Here is a 19,578-nt window from a genome sequence, read left to right on the forward strand (position 1 = left end):
GGATTATTTATAACTGACAGCATTAAGTGAGTGCAGTGGCTGAGTAAACGGCAAGTACAGTGTAAAGCAAGTTGAATTGCCACTCTTATGTTGTTTAGAGTGCACTTCAATCATACCATGATGCCGGCTGAGAATATCTTGTACAATCGACAAGCCAAGCCCCGTACCCGCCGCGCGGCTCGTCACCATCGGGAAGAATATTTGTCCGAGCAAGCTTGATTCTATACCGCCGCCGTTATCAGTGATAGAGAGCTGTAGTACTTGTTTGTGCTGCTGCTGCCCGATAGTGTGCTGAAATGCAATACGTGTTTGAATGGCTAACTGCGGCTGATAGTTTGCATCGACTTGCAACTGCGCAAATTCGGTCATCGACTCACAAGCATTATTAAGTAAGTTTAAAAATACCTGAATCAGCTGGTCTTTGTCAGCTGTAAGCTCTGGCAGAGATAAGTCATAATCACGCTTTATAGTCACTTTAGGATACTGACTAAGGACTAAGGCCAAGACATGCTCTAGTGGCTGATGGATGTTAATGAGTTGCCAATGCGCAGGCTGGTTGGACCCTAGCAGCTGACCGATGAGCTGCGTTAAGCGATCGGTCTCGGAGATGATGATATCAGTATACCCATGAAGCTTGTCTTTAAGCATACTTTTATCTAATAGTATATTAGACGTAGCGGTGGTGGCTTTGTCGTTTGAGCTTAGCGAGAGAGCATTGGGGTCGCCGTCTAGCTTTTGGATTTTATTGAACTGGCGCACGAGTAGCTGCGCGGCTCCGCGAATACCGGCAAGTGGGTTTTTGACTTCGTGAGCCACCGAGCGCAGCATTTGCCGAGCGACTTCGTATTGCTGCTGTTGGCGCTGGTCTTCCGTGATGCGGCTTTGCCGATCTTTACCCCACATCTCAACGATGAAATAGGGTCTTTCCTGATACACAACCGGCGTTACGCTATAGTCTATGAGTAGGACATCACGGCTATCAGAAGAAAAATCTATTATATGATCATGAGTGACAAAGGGCTGCTGATACTGCTGCGCTTGATAAAAACGCTCAGTCAGTAGGCCGGTTGGAGCATCATCTGTCGTTATAGACAGGTTTGTCGCTATATGCTCTAACTCTTCGGGTGCGAGTAATTTGAGTATAGATTGCCCTAACAGTCTACCGCGGCTAATAGCCAGTAGCTGCTCTACTTGCGCATTGATCCACTCGATAACTAAGGAGTCATCAACCCATAAGATGGCGGTGAATAGTTGCTGGGAGATAAAAGCTAAGTCGGGCGTAGTAGCAGAGGCTAGCGAATGGCTGCTCATAAAAAAGCCTATAGAGTAAAAGGGGGCATGGTTCATAGAGATGATGTATTAAATCAATAACATTTAACCATAAATCAACAGCATAGCACGGCAAAACTAGCAGTTATCACAAAAAAAACGTACAATGCGCTCAGCCATTTTATCTCAAGCAAGGTCAGCTATGTCCAAAAATTCTATGCCATCAGATGATACTATTTTAGCCGATTCGGTAGCGCCATCGCCAGCTAATGCCGCGCTAAAAAACACCGCGACAGTATTCAATCCTGCGCAAGTACCGAGTAGCGAGAGTCCTGAGCAAGCCTCCAGCACTACTCAAGCGTATCATCATAAAGCCAATCATAACCAAAACCGTAGTATCGAACAAAGTAGCAGCAGCGCTCAAGCTCATGCAAGCTCGCCTGTCACTGCGCCCAAAATCGGTTTTGTGTCGCTTGGCTGCCCAAAAGCTTTGGTAGACAGCGAGCGCATTATCACTGAGCTGAGCCGCGATGGCTATCAAGTAGCCGGTGATTACGACGGCGCAGATTTAGTCGTCGTCAATACCTGCGGTTTTATCGAGTCGGCAGTACAAGAGTCGCTCGACGCTATCGGTGAAGCCATCAGTAAAAATGGCAAAGTGATCGTCACCGGCTGCTTGGGCAAAGAAGCGGATAAAATCCGTACTATGCACCCAGCCGTATTGTCAGTGACCGGCGCGCATGCTTATGACGAGGTCATTACTGCTGTTGCCCAGCATGTGCCGCGCCCTACTAAAGAGCAAGATAAAGACTACAATCCCAAAATCGATCTGATCGACGAGGCAGGCATCAAGCTGACGCCAAGCCATTATGCTTATCTAAAGATATCTGAAGGATGCAACCACCGCTGCACCTTTTGTATTATTCCAAGCCTGCGCGGCGATTTAGTCTCGCGCTCCATAGATCAGGTGATGAATGAAGCGGTAGCGCTAAAAAATGCTGGCGTCAAAGAGCTACTTATCATCTCGCAAGATACCTCAGCTTATGGCTTAGATCTTAAATATAAGACCAGCTTTTGGAACGGTATGCCGCTCAAATCCAAATTTTATGATATGTGCCAAGCGCTTAATCAATTAGGCATATGGGTGCGCCTGCATTATGTCTATCCGTATCCGCATGTCGATAAAGTGGTTGAGCTAATGGGCGAGGGTAAGCTGCTGCCATATCTGGATATCCCATTCCAACATGCCAGTCATAAAATCCTCAAAGCCATGAAACGCCCCGCGCATAGCGAAAACACCTTGGCGCGTATCAAAGCGTGGCGTGAGATTTGCCCTGAGATTGTCATTCGCTCAACCTTTGTGGTCGGCTTCCCCGGTGAGACCGAAGAGGACTTTCAGTGCCTACTCGACTGGCTAGTAGAAGCCCGTCTAGACCGAGTCGGAGCGTTTACTTATTCAGAAGTCGAAGGCGCTGTCGCCAATGACTTGCCAAATCCCGTTCCCGAAGCGGTGAAGCAGGAGCGTTATGAGCGCTTTATGGCGCTCCAACAAGAGATCTCCGCGCAAAAGCTACAAGAGAGAATCGGTAAGACGCTACAAGTATTAGTTGATGAGATTGATGTGGAAGAGAATATCGCTATCTGCCGCAGTTACGCGGACGCGCCAGAGATTGACGGTCATGTCTATGTCGACAATATTGACGCTACGGTAAAAGTTGGCCAGTTTTTAACAGTGACTATCGATGACGCTAGCGAATACGATTTGTTTGCAAGCTTTCAAGGTTAAGATTGAGGTTAAGGCTCAATAAAAGCGTATATCCGTCAGGCATAATGACAAAAGCAGTGAATGAAAATTGCCCAATAAGGGATAGTTTTTGCTACAATTAGCGCAATTTAGCCTGATTTGCTGTGCTGATCAAGCTATCAGCGACTTGATGACAGTTTTGATAGTAATTTAACGATAATATTTAATGATAAAAAGGTGCTCTTATGTCTGATAAAAATCCCCGTTTTTCGCGTATCTTGCTTAAACTATCAGGCGAGGCCTTAGCGGGCGGCAAAGACATGGGTATTGATACTGAGGTGCTCGATAAGATGAGTCTGTCTATCGCTCATCTACGTGGCCTTGGGGTGCAAGTCGGTATCGTCGTCGGTGGTGGTAACTTATATCGCGGCGCCCAATTACAACAAGAGGGTCTGGTAGGCCGAGTCACAGGCGATCAGATGGGGATGCTGGCGACTGTTATGAATGGCCTTGCGATGCGTGATGCACTTGAGCGCCGCAATATCAAAACGCGCTTGATGTCAGCCTTACCTATTGGCGAAGTCACTGAGAGCTATAGCAGCCGTAATGCCATTCGTTATCTCAAAAACGGCGAGGTTTGTATCTTTGTTGCCGGTACCGGTAATCCTTTCTTCACCACAGATACCGCTGCTTGCCTGCGCGGTATTGAGATTGAAGCTGGTCTGATCTTAAAAGCGACTAAGGTTGATGGAGTTTATGATAAGGACCCAAGTCTGCATAGCGATGCGACCAAGTACGATGGCCTCACTTTTGATGAGGTGCTCGAGCAAAAGCTTGGCGTCATGGATCTGACCGCTATTGCCCTATGCCGTGAGCACAATGTACCGCTACAAGTATTCGATATGACTAAGCCTAACGCGTTATTGAATGTCGTTATGGGCGAAAATGAAGGCACTCGTGTTTATCACTAGTCATAAATCGGCAGTCCACGATTTATAACCGTATCTCTTCAAAATAAGCAACTATGACTATTGTCGTATAGATAAATTAAGGAAATATGATGATTAAAGAAATCAAACAAGACGGCGAAGAGCGCATGAAAAAAACGCTAGAGGCGCTTGATAATACTTTTAGTAAAGTGCGTACTGGCCGTGCCCATCCTGGCATGCTATCAGGGATCATGGTCAGCTACTACGGTGCCGACACGCCATTGAACCAAGTCGCTAGCGTTAACGTTGAAGACTCACGCACCTTACTGGTGCAGCCGTTTGATCGCACTATGGTACAAGCAGTAGATAAAGCCATTCGCGAAGCTGATTTGGGTCTTAACCCAATGAGCGCCGATGTGATTCGTGTGCCTATGCCGGCACTGACCGAAGAGACTCGCCGCGATATGCAAAAACTCGCTCGTAGTGAAGCGGAAAGCAGCCGCGTCTCTATTCGTAATATTCGCCGTGATATGATGAATGACATCAAAGATCTAGCCAAAGAAAAAGAGATCTCAGAGGACGATGAGCGCCGCGCTAATGATGATATTCAAAAAATCACTGACAAATATATCGACACCATTGATAAGCGTTTAAGCACAAAAGAAAGCGATTTGATGGAAGTATAAGTGGCTTGCTAGATTCAACGCAAAGTCGAAACCTGAATGTCAATGAAGAACTGGCCTCTTGCAAGTGGTATTGTCGAGACGCCAGTTTTTTATTAGTTAGCTTTTATGGCTAAGAATTTATTACTACTAAGATGGCTAAAGAATGCTTACAGAAACTGACATAGACCTAAAGCCCAGACATATTGCTATTATTATGGATGGCAACAATCGTTATGGCAAACAACACGAATTAGGCAAAGGCGAAGGCCATATAAAAGGTAAAGACGCGCTGGACCCTGTAGTGGAGTACTGCCGCGAAGTAGGCATTGAAGTACTGACGGTATTTGCTTTTTCTAGTGAAAATTGGCAGCGACCACCGAGCGAGGTGGCATTACTCATGCACTTATTATCGGTGACTATTAGTGAGCAGCTGCCACTTATGCAGAAGTATCAAATCCAGCTACGCTTTATTGGTGATCGTAGCCAGTTGTCTGACGATTTACAAGCGCAGATGGCCGATGCAGAGGCTCAGACTGCCCACTATGATGCTATGAGATTGGTGATTGCTATTAGTTATGGTGGTCAGTGGGATATTGCCCATGCTGCAAAACAGCTCGCCGCGCAAGTCCAAACAGGACAGTTGGTGGTGGAAGAGATAACCAAAGAAAAATTAGGCGCATATGTACAGCTAGCAGATGAGCCTGCGGTCGATATGCTGATTCGTACGGGCGGAGAGTACCGCTTATCGAACTTTTTATTATGGCAATCCGCTTATGCTGAGCTGTTTTTTACGCAAACATTATGGCCGAATTTTAGCGCAGAAGAGCTTGATGGTATGCTAAAGGAGTTTAGTCAGCGTCAGCGCCGCTTTGGCAAGACTAGTGAGCAAGTCGCTAGTACAACGACTAATTAGCGAATAGTACAAAAAGAGTGAGTGAGAACGTTATAAGTGTCTGTCAACTCTCAGATACCCTATACCCCCTGAAGTTCTGTCAACTATGAGTATAAGGCTTGATTGGTATGTGGCAACGGATTAGAACAGCAGTCGTCTTAATTATCATTGTAGGTATTGCGCTATTTGCAAGCCAAACCCCTATATTTTTTGCGCCTCTACTGGCTATTGGTGTGACGATTGCAGCCCATGAATGGACTAAGCTCATGCCAAAATGGCGTCAGCCGACGATTTTTGTGTTAATTGTTTTGGCGCTGACGCTCATCTCGCTCGTATTTCCGATGACCTGGGTATTATGGTGGATAGCTTCTTTAATCATATGGCTGATGGCTTTATCTTGGGTGAGTAAGTTTCCGACTCATACCAGCTGGTATGGCCGCAGACTGTCAGCCATGGGAATGGTGATACTGGTTGCCTCCATTACTGCTATGTTCTTTTTGTGGCAGCAGTCGCCTTGGTGGCTGATGTATGTGTTCTTATTGGTCTGGTGCGCTGATAGCGGGGCTTATTTCGTTGGCCGTAAGCTTGGCAAACGTAAAATGGCGCCAAATGTCTCGCCCAATAAGAGCATGGAAGGACTGGCAGGCGGAGTCGTTACCGGTTTATTAGTCGTTATCGGTATTAGCGTCTTTATGCTGCAATTGTCCGGTACTGCACTGCTGTCTTTTGCCGCTTTATCTGTGGTGACTATTTTGATATCGGTGTTAGGCGATCTGTTTGAGTCGATGCTCAAGCGCCGCGCTAAAGTTAAGGACTCAGGAACTATCCTACCAGGACACGGCGGCGTGCTAGATCGTATTGACTCATTGCTCTCGGCCACCCCTATATTTGCTTTAGGATTCTTAGGTCTACAGCAGCTTGGTCTGCTTGTAGGCTGATTAAGTCTCTTTATTCTTCATCTATTATTGATAACACTATAGGCCCTTAAGCTTATGACTAACAGACAACGCATCGCTGTACTTGGCGCGACGGGCTCCATCGGCGATAGCACCTTAGCTATTTTAGCAGCGCATAGTGACAACTTTGATGTCTATGCCTTATCAGGTCATCAGCGTTTAGATAAGCTATTGCAGCTGTGCCAGCAGTTCAACCCTGCGCGCGTTTGTGTGCCTGTAGATAAGGTCGATGACTTTGCCGCCAAGCTTGCGCAGGCAGGCTTAGACTCCGAGGTTATTGGTGGTCCTGCCGGTCTTGATGATATCGCGTCTGACGGTGAAGTAGATACGGTGGTAGCGGCTATCGTTGGCGCGGCAGGGTTGTCCTCGACGCTTAAAGCCGCGCGCGCCGGTAAGCGTATCTTATTAGCCAATAAAGAAGCGCTAGTCATGGCCGGGCAAGTGATGATCTCACTGGTTAAGACTCATGGCGCAACTTTATTACCGATTGATTCTGAGCACAATGCCATATTTCAATGTTTGCCGCCGTCTATTCAGCAAGATAATACGCAGATTCACAAATCCTCTTATGGGGTGCATAAGCTTTGGCTGACGGCTTCTGGCGGACCTTTTTTGCAGCATTCATTCGCGCATATGCAGCAAGCTGGGGTCGCTGAAGCAGTAAAGCATCCTAACTGGTCCATGGGGCAGAAGATATCTGTCGATTCAGCGACGATGATGAATAAAGGCTTGGAGCTGATTGAAGCCTGTCATTTGTTTGATTTACCAGAAGATAAGATAAACGTAGTGATTCATCCGCAAAGTATCATTCACTCAATGGTAGAATATAACGATGGTAGCTATTTGGCTCAGCTGGGTAGTCCCGATATGAAGACGCCCATTGCCCATGCGCTAAGCTATCCTGAGCGTATCGACAGCGGCTCACAGCCGTTAGATTTATTTGCGCTAAGTGCTTTAGAGTTTATTGCTCCAGATTTGCAGAAATTTGCTTGTCTGCGCTTAGCACGGCAAGCGATGCAGGCGGGCACTCAGGCGACTATTGTGTTGAATGCGGCTAATGAGATTGCGGTCGAGGCATTTTTAGCAGAGCGGATACGCTTAACTGATATAGCGGATATCAATGAGCAAGCGCTGAGCCAAGTCAAAGTAGCCAGCTTAACTGCTGATGCTAGTATCGATGATATCTTAGCTATTGATGACGCCGCACGCCGCTACACACAGACGCTTATTGGCCAAATGGCGGGCCAGATAGCGGGACAGATGGTTTGAGGTCGCTTAAATCTATACCTAATTTGAGATATCCATGACTTTTATATTAACGCTGCTTGCCGCTATATTTGTACTAGGACCTCTGATTGCTTTGCACGAGTGGGGGCATTATATCGTTGCGCGTTTATGCGGCGTCAAGGTGTTAACTTATTCTATTGGCTTTGGTCCTAAGCTTGCAGGCTGGACCAGTAAGCGCAGCGGTATAGACTACCGAGTATCTGCTTTGCCGCTTGGCGGCTATGTCAAGATGCTTGATGAGCGTGAAGGTGAGGTGGCTGAACATGAGCAGCACTTAGCCTTTAATCGTCAGCATCCTTTAAAAAAAATAGCTATCGTCGCCGCTGGCCCCATCATGAACTTCATTATCGCCATTGCTTTATTTTGGGTGTTATTTATGACGCCCTCAGAGCAGCTAGCGACTACTATCGGTGAGGTACTGCCCGACACACCAGCCGCTATGGCGCAGCTGCCAGAGGGTGAGAAGATTGTCGCTATCGACGGTCATGAAGTGCAGACTTGGGAGAACATCAACTATCGCTTAGCAAGTCGCATGGGTGAGACCGATAATGTGAGCGTTACCTTACAATCACAAGTGGCAGAGGCGGCAAGCGCTCAGCGAACCACTTACCAAGCGCCGGTGACTAATTTTATGCAAGGGCAGGCGCAAGGCAAAGACGCGCTGACAAGCTTTGGCACGCTACCGTGGCAGCCAACTATTGAGCCTATTATTGGCGATTTGACTGCTGATGGTGCGGCAAGTTTACAGGGTATGCAGGTCGGTGATGAAATTACCGCTATCGATGATACCCCTATTAATGATTGGATTAGTGCCACACGTATTATCCGTGATAGCCCAGAGGTATTACTCACTTTCACCGTGCTTCGTGATGGCGAGCCGCTGCAGTTACAGATTATGCCACAAGGCAAAAAAGACAATTTAGGCAATCGCTATGGGCAGATTGGCGCGATGGTCGCTCAGACTGATATTGTCATCCCTGATGCTTATAAAAATACCGTCGTCTATGGTCCTGGTGAATCACTGATGAAGTCATTTGAGAAAACCGAACAGTTAGCGGTAATGACGGTCAGCTCAATGGGGAAGATGCTCTCAGGTATGATAGGGTTAGATAACTTATCTGGCCCCATTACTATTGCCAAAGTCGCTAAGCAAAGCTTCGATATCAGCTGGGAGATGGTACTATCTACTGCCGCCTTGATAAGTCTTAGTCTTGCCGTATTGAACTTATTACCCATTCCGATATTGGATGGCGGTCATATTGTTTACTACACTATTGAGCTTATACGAGGCAAACCTCTACCAGAAGGGGTGCAAATCGCAGGCTTAAATATAGGTCTACTCTTGCTAGTAGGTTTCATGGTGTTAGCGATTGGTAATGATATTAGCCGGCTGTTTTAGGCGAACGTGGCGCGACATATCGAGCCAAATGCGCTACACTAACGCCTGCGCAGGATTGTGCCTAACATTATACAAATAGCAATAAACAATACTCATAGTAGCTAAGCTTTATTTAACGTAATTTTTAGTTTATTTTATGATGCGTTTTATATAAAGTGTTCTAATTCTATCTTAATGAGCCATAAGCAAAGTCTCAATAAGGTAGACAAAATATGCTTTTTTACCTTAACTTAAGCAAGTTTTTTATTGACGGATAGTATTTATGCGTACGCCTTTACTTACGAGCGCGGCTGGGTTGCCGTTAGTGGTAGCCATGATGAGTGTTTCTGCACAAGCGGCAGATTTTGTGGCAACTGACATTGGTTTCACCGGATTACAACGCCTGACTCCCGATAGTCTTTATCCAGTGTTGCCCATTAGCGTCGGTGATACGGTGACCGATGCCAGCTTAGCGGCTAGTATTAAAGCTTTGTATGCTACTGACAACTTCGCTAACATTCAAAGCCGTGTCGAGGGTAGTCAGCTGACTTTTGATGTCGTTGAACGTCCTGTCATTGCCGAAGTCAATTTTGAGGGCAACCAGCTTATTCCCAAAGAAGGGCTAGAGCAAGGCCTAGAAAACGCTGGCCTATCAGTCGGCGACGTACTCAAGCAAGCGACGCTACAAGGTGTCGCTAATGAGCTGCAGCAGCAGTATATCTCTCAAGGCTATTACAACAGCAGTATCGAAGTGGATCAGACTTTGCTAGATGGTAATCGGGTCAAGCTTGACGTGCGCTTCATCGAAGGCAAAGCGGCCAAAGTAGTTGATATTAATATTATTGGTAATCAGCACTTTAGTGATGAAGAGATTAAAGATGTGTTCGCGGTAAAAGAAACCTCATGGGCCAATATCATCTCTAAGTCAGATCGCTACGCCAAAGAAAAGCTAGGCGCAAGTTTAGAGAACCTAAAAGCGCTGTACCAAAACGATGGTTATGTGCGCTTTAACGTTGACAACGCCATACTCAATATCAGTGAAGATAAAAAAAGCGTCTTTATTGAAATCAGCTTAACCGAAGGCGACCAATACCAGTTTGGGGATATTAGCTTTTTGGGTGAGCCCAAATTCGATGTCAATGACCTAAGCGAGCTTGTGACCTTTAATGCCGATGAGCAGTACTCGCAAGCTAAGCTTGATGCAACAACTGCTGCGCTCAAAAACCGTTATGGCAATGAAGGCTATTATCTAGCGCAGATTCGCCCAGTACCGCGTATTAATGACGACACCAAGATCGTCGATGTTGACTATTATATCGATCCGGTAAGACCTATTTATGTGCGCCGTATTAATTTCAACGGCAACATAAAAACCCAAGACGAAGTACTGCGCCGAGAGATGCGTCAGTTAGAAGGCTCGCTGGCCTCTAACGAAAAAATCCAGCTATCGCGCACGCGTTTATTGCGCACCGGTTTCTTTAAAACCGTTAACGTTGATGTTAAATCGGTGCCCAATCAGCCAGACCAAGTCGATGTGAACTATACCGTTGAAGAACAACCCTCAGGTAGCTCAACGATTGCCGCTGGTTACTCTCAAAGTGGCGGGGTAACTTTCCAGTTAGACCTCACTCAAAACAACTTTATGGGCACCGGTAACCGCGTCAATGCCGCACTTTCACGCTCAGAGACGCGCGACTCTTATAGCTTAGGATATACCGATCCTTACTTCACTGAAAATGGCGTCTCACAAGGGGTTAGTGCTTATTACCGTGAGACCAAATATGATGATAGAAACGTCAGTAACTATGTCACCGACTCTTATGGTGCTACGCTTAACTATAGCTATCCTGTTGACGAGACTAAACGCATAAGCGCTGGTATCAACATCGATAATACTGAGGTTCGCGGCGGGCGCTTCCTTGGCGTGTCTAACGTCGACCAGATTGTCGACAATGGGGGCTCATTTAGTGAAATTGTAGATGAAAATGGTAAGCCTATTGAAGGTGCTTCTACCTTTAAGAATGACTATACCAGCTATAATTTACTCCTAGGCTGGGACTACAGCACGCTAGATCGCCCAGTGTTTCCCACGAAGGGCATGAGCCATAGCGTCGATGCGACTATTGGCTTTGGCGATGCCGATTATCAAAAAGCCATTTATCGCGGTAACGTCTACTATCCGATTTATAAAGATGTGATTGCGCGCGGTTATACTAAGCTTGGCTATGGCAATGACTTGCCTTTTTATGAGAATTTCTACGCTGGTGGTTATGGCTCTGTACGTGGCTATGAGTCCTCAAGTTTAGGCCCTAGATCGAAAGCTTATTCTGATGCGGTTCTTGGTCGTGATCGTATCAGAGACGAAGAGGTCGGTGGTAACGCCTTAGCAAGCTTTGGTACTGAGCTTATCTTGCCTATGCCATTCAAAGGCGATTGGGCGGATCAAGTACGTCCGGTATTATTCGCGGAAGGTGGACAAGTCTTTGATACTACCGATAGAGAAGATCGCAACTTCGTTGACCCGGTAACGGGTGAGCGTCCTGTAGATGGAGATGATAATCCTGTAGATGTTCCATTATTAACGCAAGACAATGATCTGCGTTTTAGCGCCGGTGCTGGCGTAACTTGGTATACGCCTATCGGACCTATTTCGATCAGTTATGCGGTACCTATTGGCGACAAAGAAGGCGACGAGACCGAAAAAGTCCAGTTCCAAATTGGTAGTACCTTTTAATTGACCTTACTTTTAATGCGCTGCCATAACGGCTTGATGGAGAGCTGACTAACACGTCAGCTCTTAAGCGATAGAGCATTACGAATGACTGAGCTAAACTGTTAGCTTATCTTAGCTTAGTGCCTATTTTCACTATATTGTTTTACTATACTATTAGCAGTGTTACTGACTATGACTACCATTGAGCATCTCATTACACAAATTGAGCAGCGCCAACCTGTACTGAACAAGTCGGCGCTAAGCCCTGAGCAGCTTGATTTTGAAATCAGCGGCGTCGGCAGTTTGGCTACCGCTACTAGCACCCAGCTCAGCTTTTTGGCGGATCCAAAATACCTCTCTTATCTTGCCGCTAGTGAGACTGGAGCCGTGTTAGTCAGTGAGCTGCATGCTGAGATTGCCCGCGCACCGACGATAGCCTTGGTCGTTGCCAATCCTTATTTGGCTTATGCGAGTAGTACTCAGTTATTTGAGTCAAAGCCTGAGACTGGCGTCATACACCCGGCAGCAAGCATTGCTGATAGTGCTATCATCGGTGAAGGGGTCAGCATAGGGCCGTTTTGTGTGGTTGGCGCGCGCGCGCAGATAGGCGCAGGCAGTTGTCTTGACGCCCATGTGGTTATTGGAGCTGATACGAGTATTGGTGAGCGTTGTCACTTTAAGTCACAAGTGGTTATCGGTCACGACTGTATCATCGGCAACCAAGTGAGAATTCACGCCGGCGCTAGTATAGGTAGCGAAGGTTTTGGCTTCGCCCCGACCAAAAATCCGAGTGATAGTGGCTGGGAGCGTATTGCTCAGCTAGGGCGTGTGGTCATTGGCGATCAGGTACGGATAGGTAGCAATACCTGTATCGATCGCGGCGCTATTGATGATACGGTTATCGGTAATCATGTGATTATCGATAATTTAGTACAAATAGCGCATAACGTCCATATTGGTGACGGCTCTGCCATCGCCGCTCATACTGGTATCGCAGGCAGCACTCGCCTTGGTAAGCGCTGTATCGTGGGCGGCGCTGTCGGTATCAACGGTCATATTGAGATTGCTGACGATGTCACTTTATCTGGTATGACTATGGTGACAAAATCGATCAAAACCTCAGGCTCTTATTCATCGGGTACAGCCGCTATGCCTACAGCCAAATGGCGACGCGCGGCAGTACGTTTTCGTCAAATGGGTAATGATTGAGTAGTCAACCCTACGCCAACAGCCAAAGCAACTGTTTTAAAAGTCTCCAATTTAAAAAGCAACTGGTTTTAGATGTGACTATTTTTTATTTAACTGATTTAAAGTGATCTGTTTTAAAAATGTCTGTCTAGGGCGTGTTGGACATTCGACCGTGGCACTGACAGAGACTATTTTTTAGACGATTTGCAGATAAAAATTGTAAGTATAGTCATTCTATACGTCAGTTTTTATCAATAAAGCGGCAAAAAAGAGTCCTGTCCCTGTTGTTAGAGTGAGGGCTGATGCTAAAATCGCCCTAGTCGTTGTAAAAATTAAGCTAAGGCATCTGCATTACCTGCAATTTTCCCGACGACTAGAACACAGCTTTGATTAACTAGCAGCTATCAGCAGTGCCTTCTTGTGAATGTTCAACACGCCCTAAAACAGCATATTTCTAATTTATATTTTGATTGCGAGTACCGCAAGGAAGCCCATTATGAGTGCCATTGATTTCGATAAGTTAACGGATGAAGATATCAATAAGTTAGCAACAAACGGTTTGAGCTTACCGCTGACTTATCATGATTTGAAGCATTATTTACCGCACCGTTATCCTTTTATGCTAGTCGATCGGATTACGGCTTGTCGACCAGGGGAGTGGATTACCGGTATAAAAAACGTCACCATCAACGAAGAGTTTTTTAATGGTCATTTCCCGGACGAGCCTATTATGCCAGGGGTGTTGATGGTTGAGTGTATGGCGCAAGTTTCTGGTGTTTTAGGGTTTATCAGTGCCGGTTTGACCTCTAAGGATGGCTATCTCTACCTGTTTGCCGGAGTAGATAAGGTGCGCTTCAAACGGCAAGTAATACCAGGGGATCAGCTTATCATTCGCTCTAAGATTACTATGCAAAAGCAAGGTATTTATAAGTTTGACTGTACGGTTCACGTTGAGCATCAGCTCGCCGTCAGCGCTCAGATTATGATTGCTCGCCAAGAGAAATAACCTCGACAAATCAGCACGAACTACTTTTATTATTCCATTGAATTAGATGATACTAAGGCCTGTACTATGAGCCAGATTCACCCTACAGCACTCATCTCACCTTCCGCAACTATTGACGAGACGGCGGTTATAGGACCGTATTGTATCGTTGGTGATGAGGTGTCTATCGGCGCTCACACGATCTTGCATCGTCATGTGGTAGTGGCTAAGTTGACACGTATAGGACAGCACAATCAGTTTTATCAGTTCGCTAGTATCGGCGAGGATCCGCAAGATCTTAAGTATGCCGGTGAGCGTACTTGGCTTGAGATTGGTGATCATAATACTATTCGAGAGGCTTGTAGCTTGCACCGCGGTACCGCGCAAGACGCTACTATCACTAAGATTGGCAGTCACAACTTACTGATGGTCAATACCCATATTGCTCATGACTGTACCATTGGTAGCCACAATGTCTTAGCAAATAACGTTGGCATTGCCGGACACGTGACCATCGGCGATCATACTATCATTGGTGGCAATTCTGGTATTCACCAGTTCTGCCGCGTTGATGACTACAGCTTAGTCGGTGGAGCGAGCCTTATTCTAAAAGATGTGGCGGCTTTTACTATGGTATCGGGCAATCCGGCAGGCGCTCATGGTCTAAATATAGAAGGCATGCGCCGAAAAGACTGGTCGAAACAGACTATCGACGTCTTACGTCAAGCTTACCGTGTCGTTTTTAGGTCTGGTCTGACCACTGTCCAAGCGCTTGAGGTTTTACAAAATGAGCTGCTACCCAAAGAGCCAAAAATCCAGCTACTCATTGACTCTTTAGAGCACAGTAAACGCGGTGTCGTCCGTTAAAATTTAGCTCAGCACAGTTGGTACTATCATTTCGAGTCTAAACGTCATAATCTTTATCATTAAAAGCCATAACATAACGTTATGGCTTTTTGTGTTTATCATTGCTTGACATTTGCTTTCGATTAGCAGAAACTTTCAAGTCATATGTAGTAAGGTTTTAGTAACTTATTTTAACCAATAGCTGACTGGTAGTCTCTTTGATTATCTTGCTGCTCTAAAGTGCACCGTTTAAGGTACTTAAAGGGCATTAAAAGAGAACACCAGTGAATTTTAGGAGTGTTATATGGCACAGCAAAGGGAAAATTGGTCCAGTCGTACTGGATTCATTCTAGCAGCTGTCGGTTCAGCAGTTGGATTAGGGAATATTTGGCGCTTTCCTTATGTGGCTTATGATAATGGTGGTGGGGCATTTATGGTGCCTTATCTTATCGCCTTATTAACCGCCGGTATCCCGTTATTATTTTTAGATTATATTATTGGCCATAAGTACCGCGCCGCCGCGCCGCGAGCTTATAAGAGATTCTCACCATCTGGTCAGTTTGTCGGTTGGTGGCAATCTTTGGTCTCTTTTGTTATTGCCATCTATTACGCCGCCGTCATTGTTTGGGCGGGTAGTTATATGGTCTTCTCGTTTGGACAAAAGTGGGGCGAGGATACCACTAACTTCTTTGTCAGTGACTTTATACAGCATACTGGCGAGCTGACCTCCGTCTTTGTACCGCAGATGTTTACAGGTCTAGTGATTGTCTGGGCTTTAGCGCTATTGATTATGTTTGGCGGTATCCGAAAAGGCGTGGAGCTTGCGAACAAAATCTGCTTACCACTACTTATTGTGCTGTTTGGTATTATGGTTTTCAAAGCCGTCACTTTGCCAGGATCTGTGGTTGGTTTGAATGCCTTTTTTGAACCAAACTGGACCAGAATGGCGGATCCTAGTGTTTGGCTAGCTGCTTATGGGCATGTGTTTTTCTCGCTATCAGTGGGTTTTGGTATCATGGTGACTTATGCCTCGTACCTTAAAAAGAACACTAACTTAACAGGCGCAGGCTTAGTGGTTGGTTTTGCTAACTCCTCATTTGAGCTTATTGCAGGTATCGGTATCTTCTCAGCTATTGGCTTTATGGCGATGTCAACCGGTCAAGATGTTGCTGAAGTCGCGAGTGGCGGCGTTGGACTAGCCTTCTTTGTTTTCCCCAAAATCATCTCTACTATGGGCGCTAGTGGCGACTTTGTCGGTTTCTTATTCTTTGGCTCTTTGGTGGTTGCTGGTATTAGCTCATTAATTAGTATCCTAGAAGTACCCGTCTCTGCGTTTCAAAGTAAATTTGACTGGTCGCGCAAAAAAGCAGTAGCCATAATCGTGGGTCTATCTGCGGTTATATCTATCTCAGCTTTCTCTACGGGTAGCTCATTGGTATTGGTCGATGTGATTGATCATTTTGCTAATAACATCGGTATCGTCGCAGGTGGACTCATGTCTATTGTCTTGGTCACTTGGTTTAATCGCCGCAAAATCCCAGGTTTAATAGCGCATATCAATCAGGTGTCTAGTGTCAAATTAGGCGGTGCTTGGGTATTTATGCTGACGGTTATTACGCCTGTTGTACTGGTCATTGCGCTAGGTATGAGATTAGTTGATTTAGTACAAAACCCTTATGAAGGCTACTCAACAACCATTTTATTACTATTTGGTTGGGGCGTGGTGGTACTATTTGGCTTAGGTGCCTTTATACTCTCTCGTATGAAAGGTATCCATGACGAAGAAGATGATAAAGCTCGCGCTCTTGATGATGCACGCTAATCATACTGCTCTTAGATGAGCACTTTAATAGGAATAAATTATGTCAACTTCAGCCATTATTTTTATGATTATCTCCATGCTGCTTATATGGGGCGGTTTACTCTTAGCTGTTTTACATCTAAGAAAACACCCTGATATTCCCATGCAGCAGCTACCTGATGATCAAATTTATTAAGACTATCATTAGATAAATGTAAAAAAGCCAGTCACTCATATGAGTGACTGGCTTTTTTAGTATGAACAGAGACAGAAATAAGAGCCTTTATCAACAGCTATATGACTTAATGCAGCGTTAGCTCAGGTACTTGTTGCCCGCGCTTGCTATAAAACTCACTCACAAACTCATCAAAAATATCCGCTTCGATAGCGTCTCTAATACCTGCCATCAAGCGCTGATAATAACGTAGGTTATGAATAGTTGCTAATTGCGCGCCTAACATCTCTTTGCATTTATTGAGATGGTAAAGATAAGCGCGGCTAAAGTTCTGACAGGTGTAGCAGTCACATTCAGGATCTAGTGGGCCTGTATCCGTACGATATTGGCTATTACGAATGCGTACCACTCCAGTGTTATCAGCATCACCAGTGATGAAGTAATGACCATTACGTGCATTACGGGTTGGCATGACGCAGTCAAACATATCAACGCCGCGGCGCACACCTTCGATTAGATCCTCAGGCTTACCAACGCCCATCAGATAGCGCGGCTTATCGGCTGGCATATCATCAGGTAGGTAATCTAATACCGCCATCATCTCCTCTTTAGGTTCACCCACAGAGAGACCGCCGATAGCATAACCATCAAAACCAATCTCAAGTAAACCCTCAAGTGACTGCTGACGTAAGTCGCTATACATACTGCCTTGCACGATACCAAAAAGCGCATTAGTACTGCCAAGGTTTTGATGCTCATTAAGACAGCGCTGCCCCCAACGCAAGGAGAGCTCCAAAGATTTCTTCGCTTCAGCGTGCGTGGCCGGATAGGGCGTACACTCATCGAACTGCATGACGATGTCGGAATTCAGACTATACTGAATCTGCATCGATTTTTCAGGTGATAAAAACACTTTCGCGCCATCAATAGGCGACTTAAAATGTACGCCTTCTTCGGTGATTTTACGCATTGCGCCAAGGCTGAAGACCTGAAAGCCACCAGAGTCGGTCAAGATTGGCTTGTCCCAGTGCATGAATTTATGCAGGCCGCCGAACTGATCGATGATATCAGTACCCGGGCGCAGCCAAAGATGAAAGGTATTGCCAAGGATAATGTCGGCGCCAATGGCCTCGATATCACGAGGCAGCATGCCTTTCACCGTGCCGTAAGTGCCAACAGGCATAAAAGCAGGCGTTTGTACATCGCCATGATTGAGATGAACGGTACCGCGGCGGGCGCGTGTCTCGCCGCTAGCAGTTTTATGTAAAGTAAATTGCATATTATAATCGCTATCTGAGCTATGAAAATGGCGCTAATTATATCATTATTAGCGGTTTTTTGCGCACGGTTATCTCTATACGCTTAAGAGAAGCCATTGTTGCTCATGCTGTAATGATATAGACAATGATGTGAGCAAGGGTAGTGTAGATCCAATCAATTAGGTGTTAGCGCGAAGCTATATGCATAAAAAAAGACAGCATATGCTGTCTTTTTATAGTCGATGCTTTGAGTCAAACTTAGCTGTTTTGCTCACGAATGATGTTTAGCATCCGGCGTAAAGGCTCTGCAGCGCCCCATAGCAGCTGGTCACCGACAGTAAATGCACCTAAATATTCAGGCCCCATATTGAGCTTACGCAGGCGACCTAGAGCTACGGTTAAAGTACCTGTCACTGCTACTGGCGTTAAACGCTCGACTGTAGCTTCCTTAGTATCCTCAACTACATCTAGCCATTTATTATCGCTACCTTGAAGCGCCTCTTCAATCTCGCTTAGCGGGATGTCTTTTTTGAGCTTGATAGTCAGACCCTGAGCATGACAGCGCATCGCACCGATACGGACACACATACCATCGATAGGAATATTACTCTGTTCATCATTACCAAGGATCTTATTGGTTTCAACGCCGCCTTTCCATTCTTCTCTTGATTGCTGATTGTCCATTTGCGAATCGATATAAGGAATCAAGCTACCAGCTAGGGGCACGCCAAAATACTGCTGAGGAAAATCGGCTGAGCGCTGAGTCTCGGCGATCTTTTTATCGATATCCAAGATTGCACTGGCAGGATCAGACAGCTCAGCTTTGACCGCATCTTGTAATACGCCCATACCGCTGATAAGTTCACGCATATTGTTAGCGCCAGAGCCACTTGCTGCTTGATAAGTCATCGCGCTGACCCATTCCACCCAGCCTCTGTTGAACAGCTCACCGATAGCCATCAGCATAAGCGATACCGTACAGTTACCACCAATAAAGTCTTTTTTGCCATGAGCTAAAGCGTTATCAATCACACTACGATTGACGGGATCTAAAATAATGATGCTATCTTCATCCATACGTAAAGTACTAGCAGCATCAATCCAATAACCCTCCCAGCCGCTATCGCGCAGAGGCTGGTGCACTTTTTGGGTATAGTCGCCGCCTTGGCAGGTAATAATCACATCGCAGTCCGCTAAAGACTTAATATCATGAGCATCTTTGAGTTTACTTGGGCTAATACCATCAAAGCTTGGCGCATCGCCGCCGCTGTTACTGGTTGAAAAAAACACCGGGGTGATACCGGTGAAGTCTTTTTCTTCGCGCATACGCTCAATCAGCACTGAGCCGACCATACCGCGCCAGCCTACTAAACCTACTGTTAAATTACTCATGAAATGCCTTCCTCTTGTACGATGGTTTGTGACATAGTTTGTGACAAGGACAACCCGTAACAATGCCGTGAATAGAACAAAAAAGCAAGATTTTTCGAT

At 45.9% G+C, this 19,578-nt stretch carries 16 protein-coding genes; 13 read left to right on the top strand and 3 right to left on the bottom strand.

Annotated features, from left to right (window positions below):
- Window positions 1-3 precede the first annotated feature (3 nt).
- Complete coding sequence (locus I3248_RS05290) at window positions 4-1,311, bottom strand: ATP-binding protein (protein ID WP_238062813.1); 1,308 nt, start codon at window positions 1,309-1,311, stop codon at window positions 4-6.
- A gap of 160 nt (window positions 1,312-1,471) precedes the next feature.
- Between I3248_RS05290 and rimO the strand changes: the two genes are divergently transcribed.
- The 13 genes from rimO (at window position 1,472) to I3248_RS05355 (ending at window position 16,849) form a co-directional block, all read left to right on the top strand.
- On the top strand, window positions 1,472-3,055 hold the full coding sequence (rimO, locus tag I3248_RS05295) for a 30S ribosomal protein S12 methylthiotransferase RimO (RefSeq protein WP_238062815.1): 1,584 nt from the start codon (window positions 1,472-1,474) through the stop codon (window positions 3,053-3,055).
- A gap of 203 nt (window positions 3,056-3,258) precedes the next feature.
- Complete coding sequence (pyrH, locus tag I3248_RS05300; RefSeq protein WP_025647087.1) at window positions 3,259-3,984, top strand: UMP kinase; 726 nt, start codon at window positions 3,259-3,261, stop codon at window positions 3,982-3,984.
- Between the two features lie 89 nt (window positions 3,985-4,073).
- Window positions 4,074-4,628, top strand: coding sequence for a ribosome recycling factor (gene frr / locus I3248_RS05305; protein WP_025647086.1), 555 nt, complete (start codon window positions 4,074-4,076; stop codon window positions 4,626-4,628).
- 142 nt (window positions 4,629-4,770) lie between these two features.
- On the top strand, window positions 4,771-5,520 hold the full coding sequence (uppS, locus tag I3248_RS05310) for a polyprenyl diphosphate synthase (protein WP_238062816.1): 750 nt from the start codon (window positions 4,771-4,773) through the stop codon (window positions 5,518-5,520).
- A 107-nt stretch (window positions 5,521-5,627) separates the two neighbouring features.
- Complete coding sequence (locus tag I3248_RS05315) at window positions 5,628-6,437, top strand: phosphatidate cytidylyltransferase (RefSeq protein WP_238062817.1); 810 nt, start codon at window positions 5,628-5,630, stop codon at window positions 6,435-6,437.
- Window positions 6,438-6,491: 54 nt separating this feature from the next.
- On the top strand, window positions 6,492-7,724 hold the full coding sequence (ispC, locus tag I3248_RS05320; protein WP_238062818.1) for a 1-deoxy-D-xylulose-5-phosphate reductoisomerase: 1,233 nt from the start codon (window positions 6,492-6,494) through the stop codon (window positions 7,722-7,724).
- Window positions 7,725-7,758: 34 nt separating this feature from the next.
- Window positions 7,759-9,141, top strand: a complete 1,383-nt coding sequence (rseP, locus tag I3248_RS05325; protein ID WP_238062819.1) for an RIP metalloprotease RseP — start codon at window positions 7,759-7,761, stop codon at window positions 9,139-9,141.
- 262 nt (window positions 9,142-9,403) lie between these two features.
- Window positions 9,404-11,854 carry an outer membrane protein assembly factor BamA gene (bamA, locus tag I3248_RS05330; RefSeq protein WP_238062821.1) on the top strand — a complete coding sequence of 817 codons (2,451 nt, stop codon included), beginning with the start codon at window positions 9,404-9,406 and terminating at the stop codon, window positions 11,852-11,854.
- Between the two features lie 171 nt (window positions 11,855-12,025).
- Complete coding sequence (gene lpxD / locus I3248_RS05335; protein ID WP_238062828.1) at window positions 12,026-13,042, top strand: UDP-3-O-(3-hydroxymyristoyl)glucosamine N-acyltransferase; 1,017 nt, start codon at window positions 12,026-12,028, stop codon at window positions 13,040-13,042.
- Window positions 13,043-13,517: 475 nt separating this feature from the next.
- Window positions 13,518-14,027 (top strand): 3-hydroxyacyl-ACP dehydratase FabZ, encoded by a 510-nt coding sequence (fabZ, locus tag I3248_RS05340; protein ID WP_238062829.1) that lies wholly within the window; start codon window positions 13,518-13,520, stop codon window positions 14,025-14,027.
- A 66-nt stretch (window positions 14,028-14,093) separates the two neighbouring features.
- Window positions 14,094-14,873 (top strand): acyl-ACP--UDP-N-acetylglucosamine O-acyltransferase, encoded by a 780-nt coding sequence (lpxA, locus tag I3248_RS05345; RefSeq protein ID WP_025647078.1) that lies wholly within the window; start codon window positions 14,094-14,096, stop codon window positions 14,871-14,873.
- Window positions 14,874-15,156: 283 nt separating this feature from the next.
- Window positions 15,157-16,674, top strand: a complete 1,518-nt coding sequence (locus I3248_RS05350; RefSeq protein ID WP_238062830.1) for a sodium-dependent transporter — start codon at window positions 15,157-15,159, stop codon at window positions 16,672-16,674.
- 40 nt (window positions 16,675-16,714) lie between these two features.
- A complete protein-coding gene (locus tag I3248_RS05355) occupies window positions 16,715-16,849 on the top strand; it encodes a methionine/alanine import family NSS transporter small subunit (RefSeq protein WP_084212669.1) in 135 nt (44 codons plus the stop codon).
- Between the two features lie 106 nt (window positions 16,850-16,955).
- Here the strand turns inward: I3248_RS05355 and tgt are convergent, their stop codons facing one another.
- Both tgt and asd read right to left on the bottom strand, forming a co-directional pair.
- Window positions 16,956-18,107 (bottom strand): tRNA guanosine(34) transglycosylase Tgt, encoded by a 1,152-nt coding sequence (tgt, locus tag I3248_RS05360; protein WP_238062832.1) that lies wholly within the window; start codon window positions 18,105-18,107, stop codon window positions 16,956-16,958.
- Window positions 18,108-18,345: 238 nt separating this feature from the next.
- Window positions 18,346-19,479: an aspartate-semialdehyde dehydrogenase gene (asd, locus tag I3248_RS05365; RefSeq protein ID WP_238062834.1), complete on the bottom strand. Its 1,134-nt coding sequence runs from the start codon at window positions 19,477-19,479 to the stop codon at window positions 18,346-18,348.
- Window positions 19,480-19,578: the final 99 nt, after the last annotated feature.

Source organism: Psychrobacter sp. Ps3 (assembly GCF_022129275.1).
In the GTDB taxonomy this organism is placed as follows: Bacteria; Pseudomonadota; Gammaproteobacteria; order Pseudomonadales; family Moraxellaceae; genus Psychrobacter; species Psychrobacter submarinus.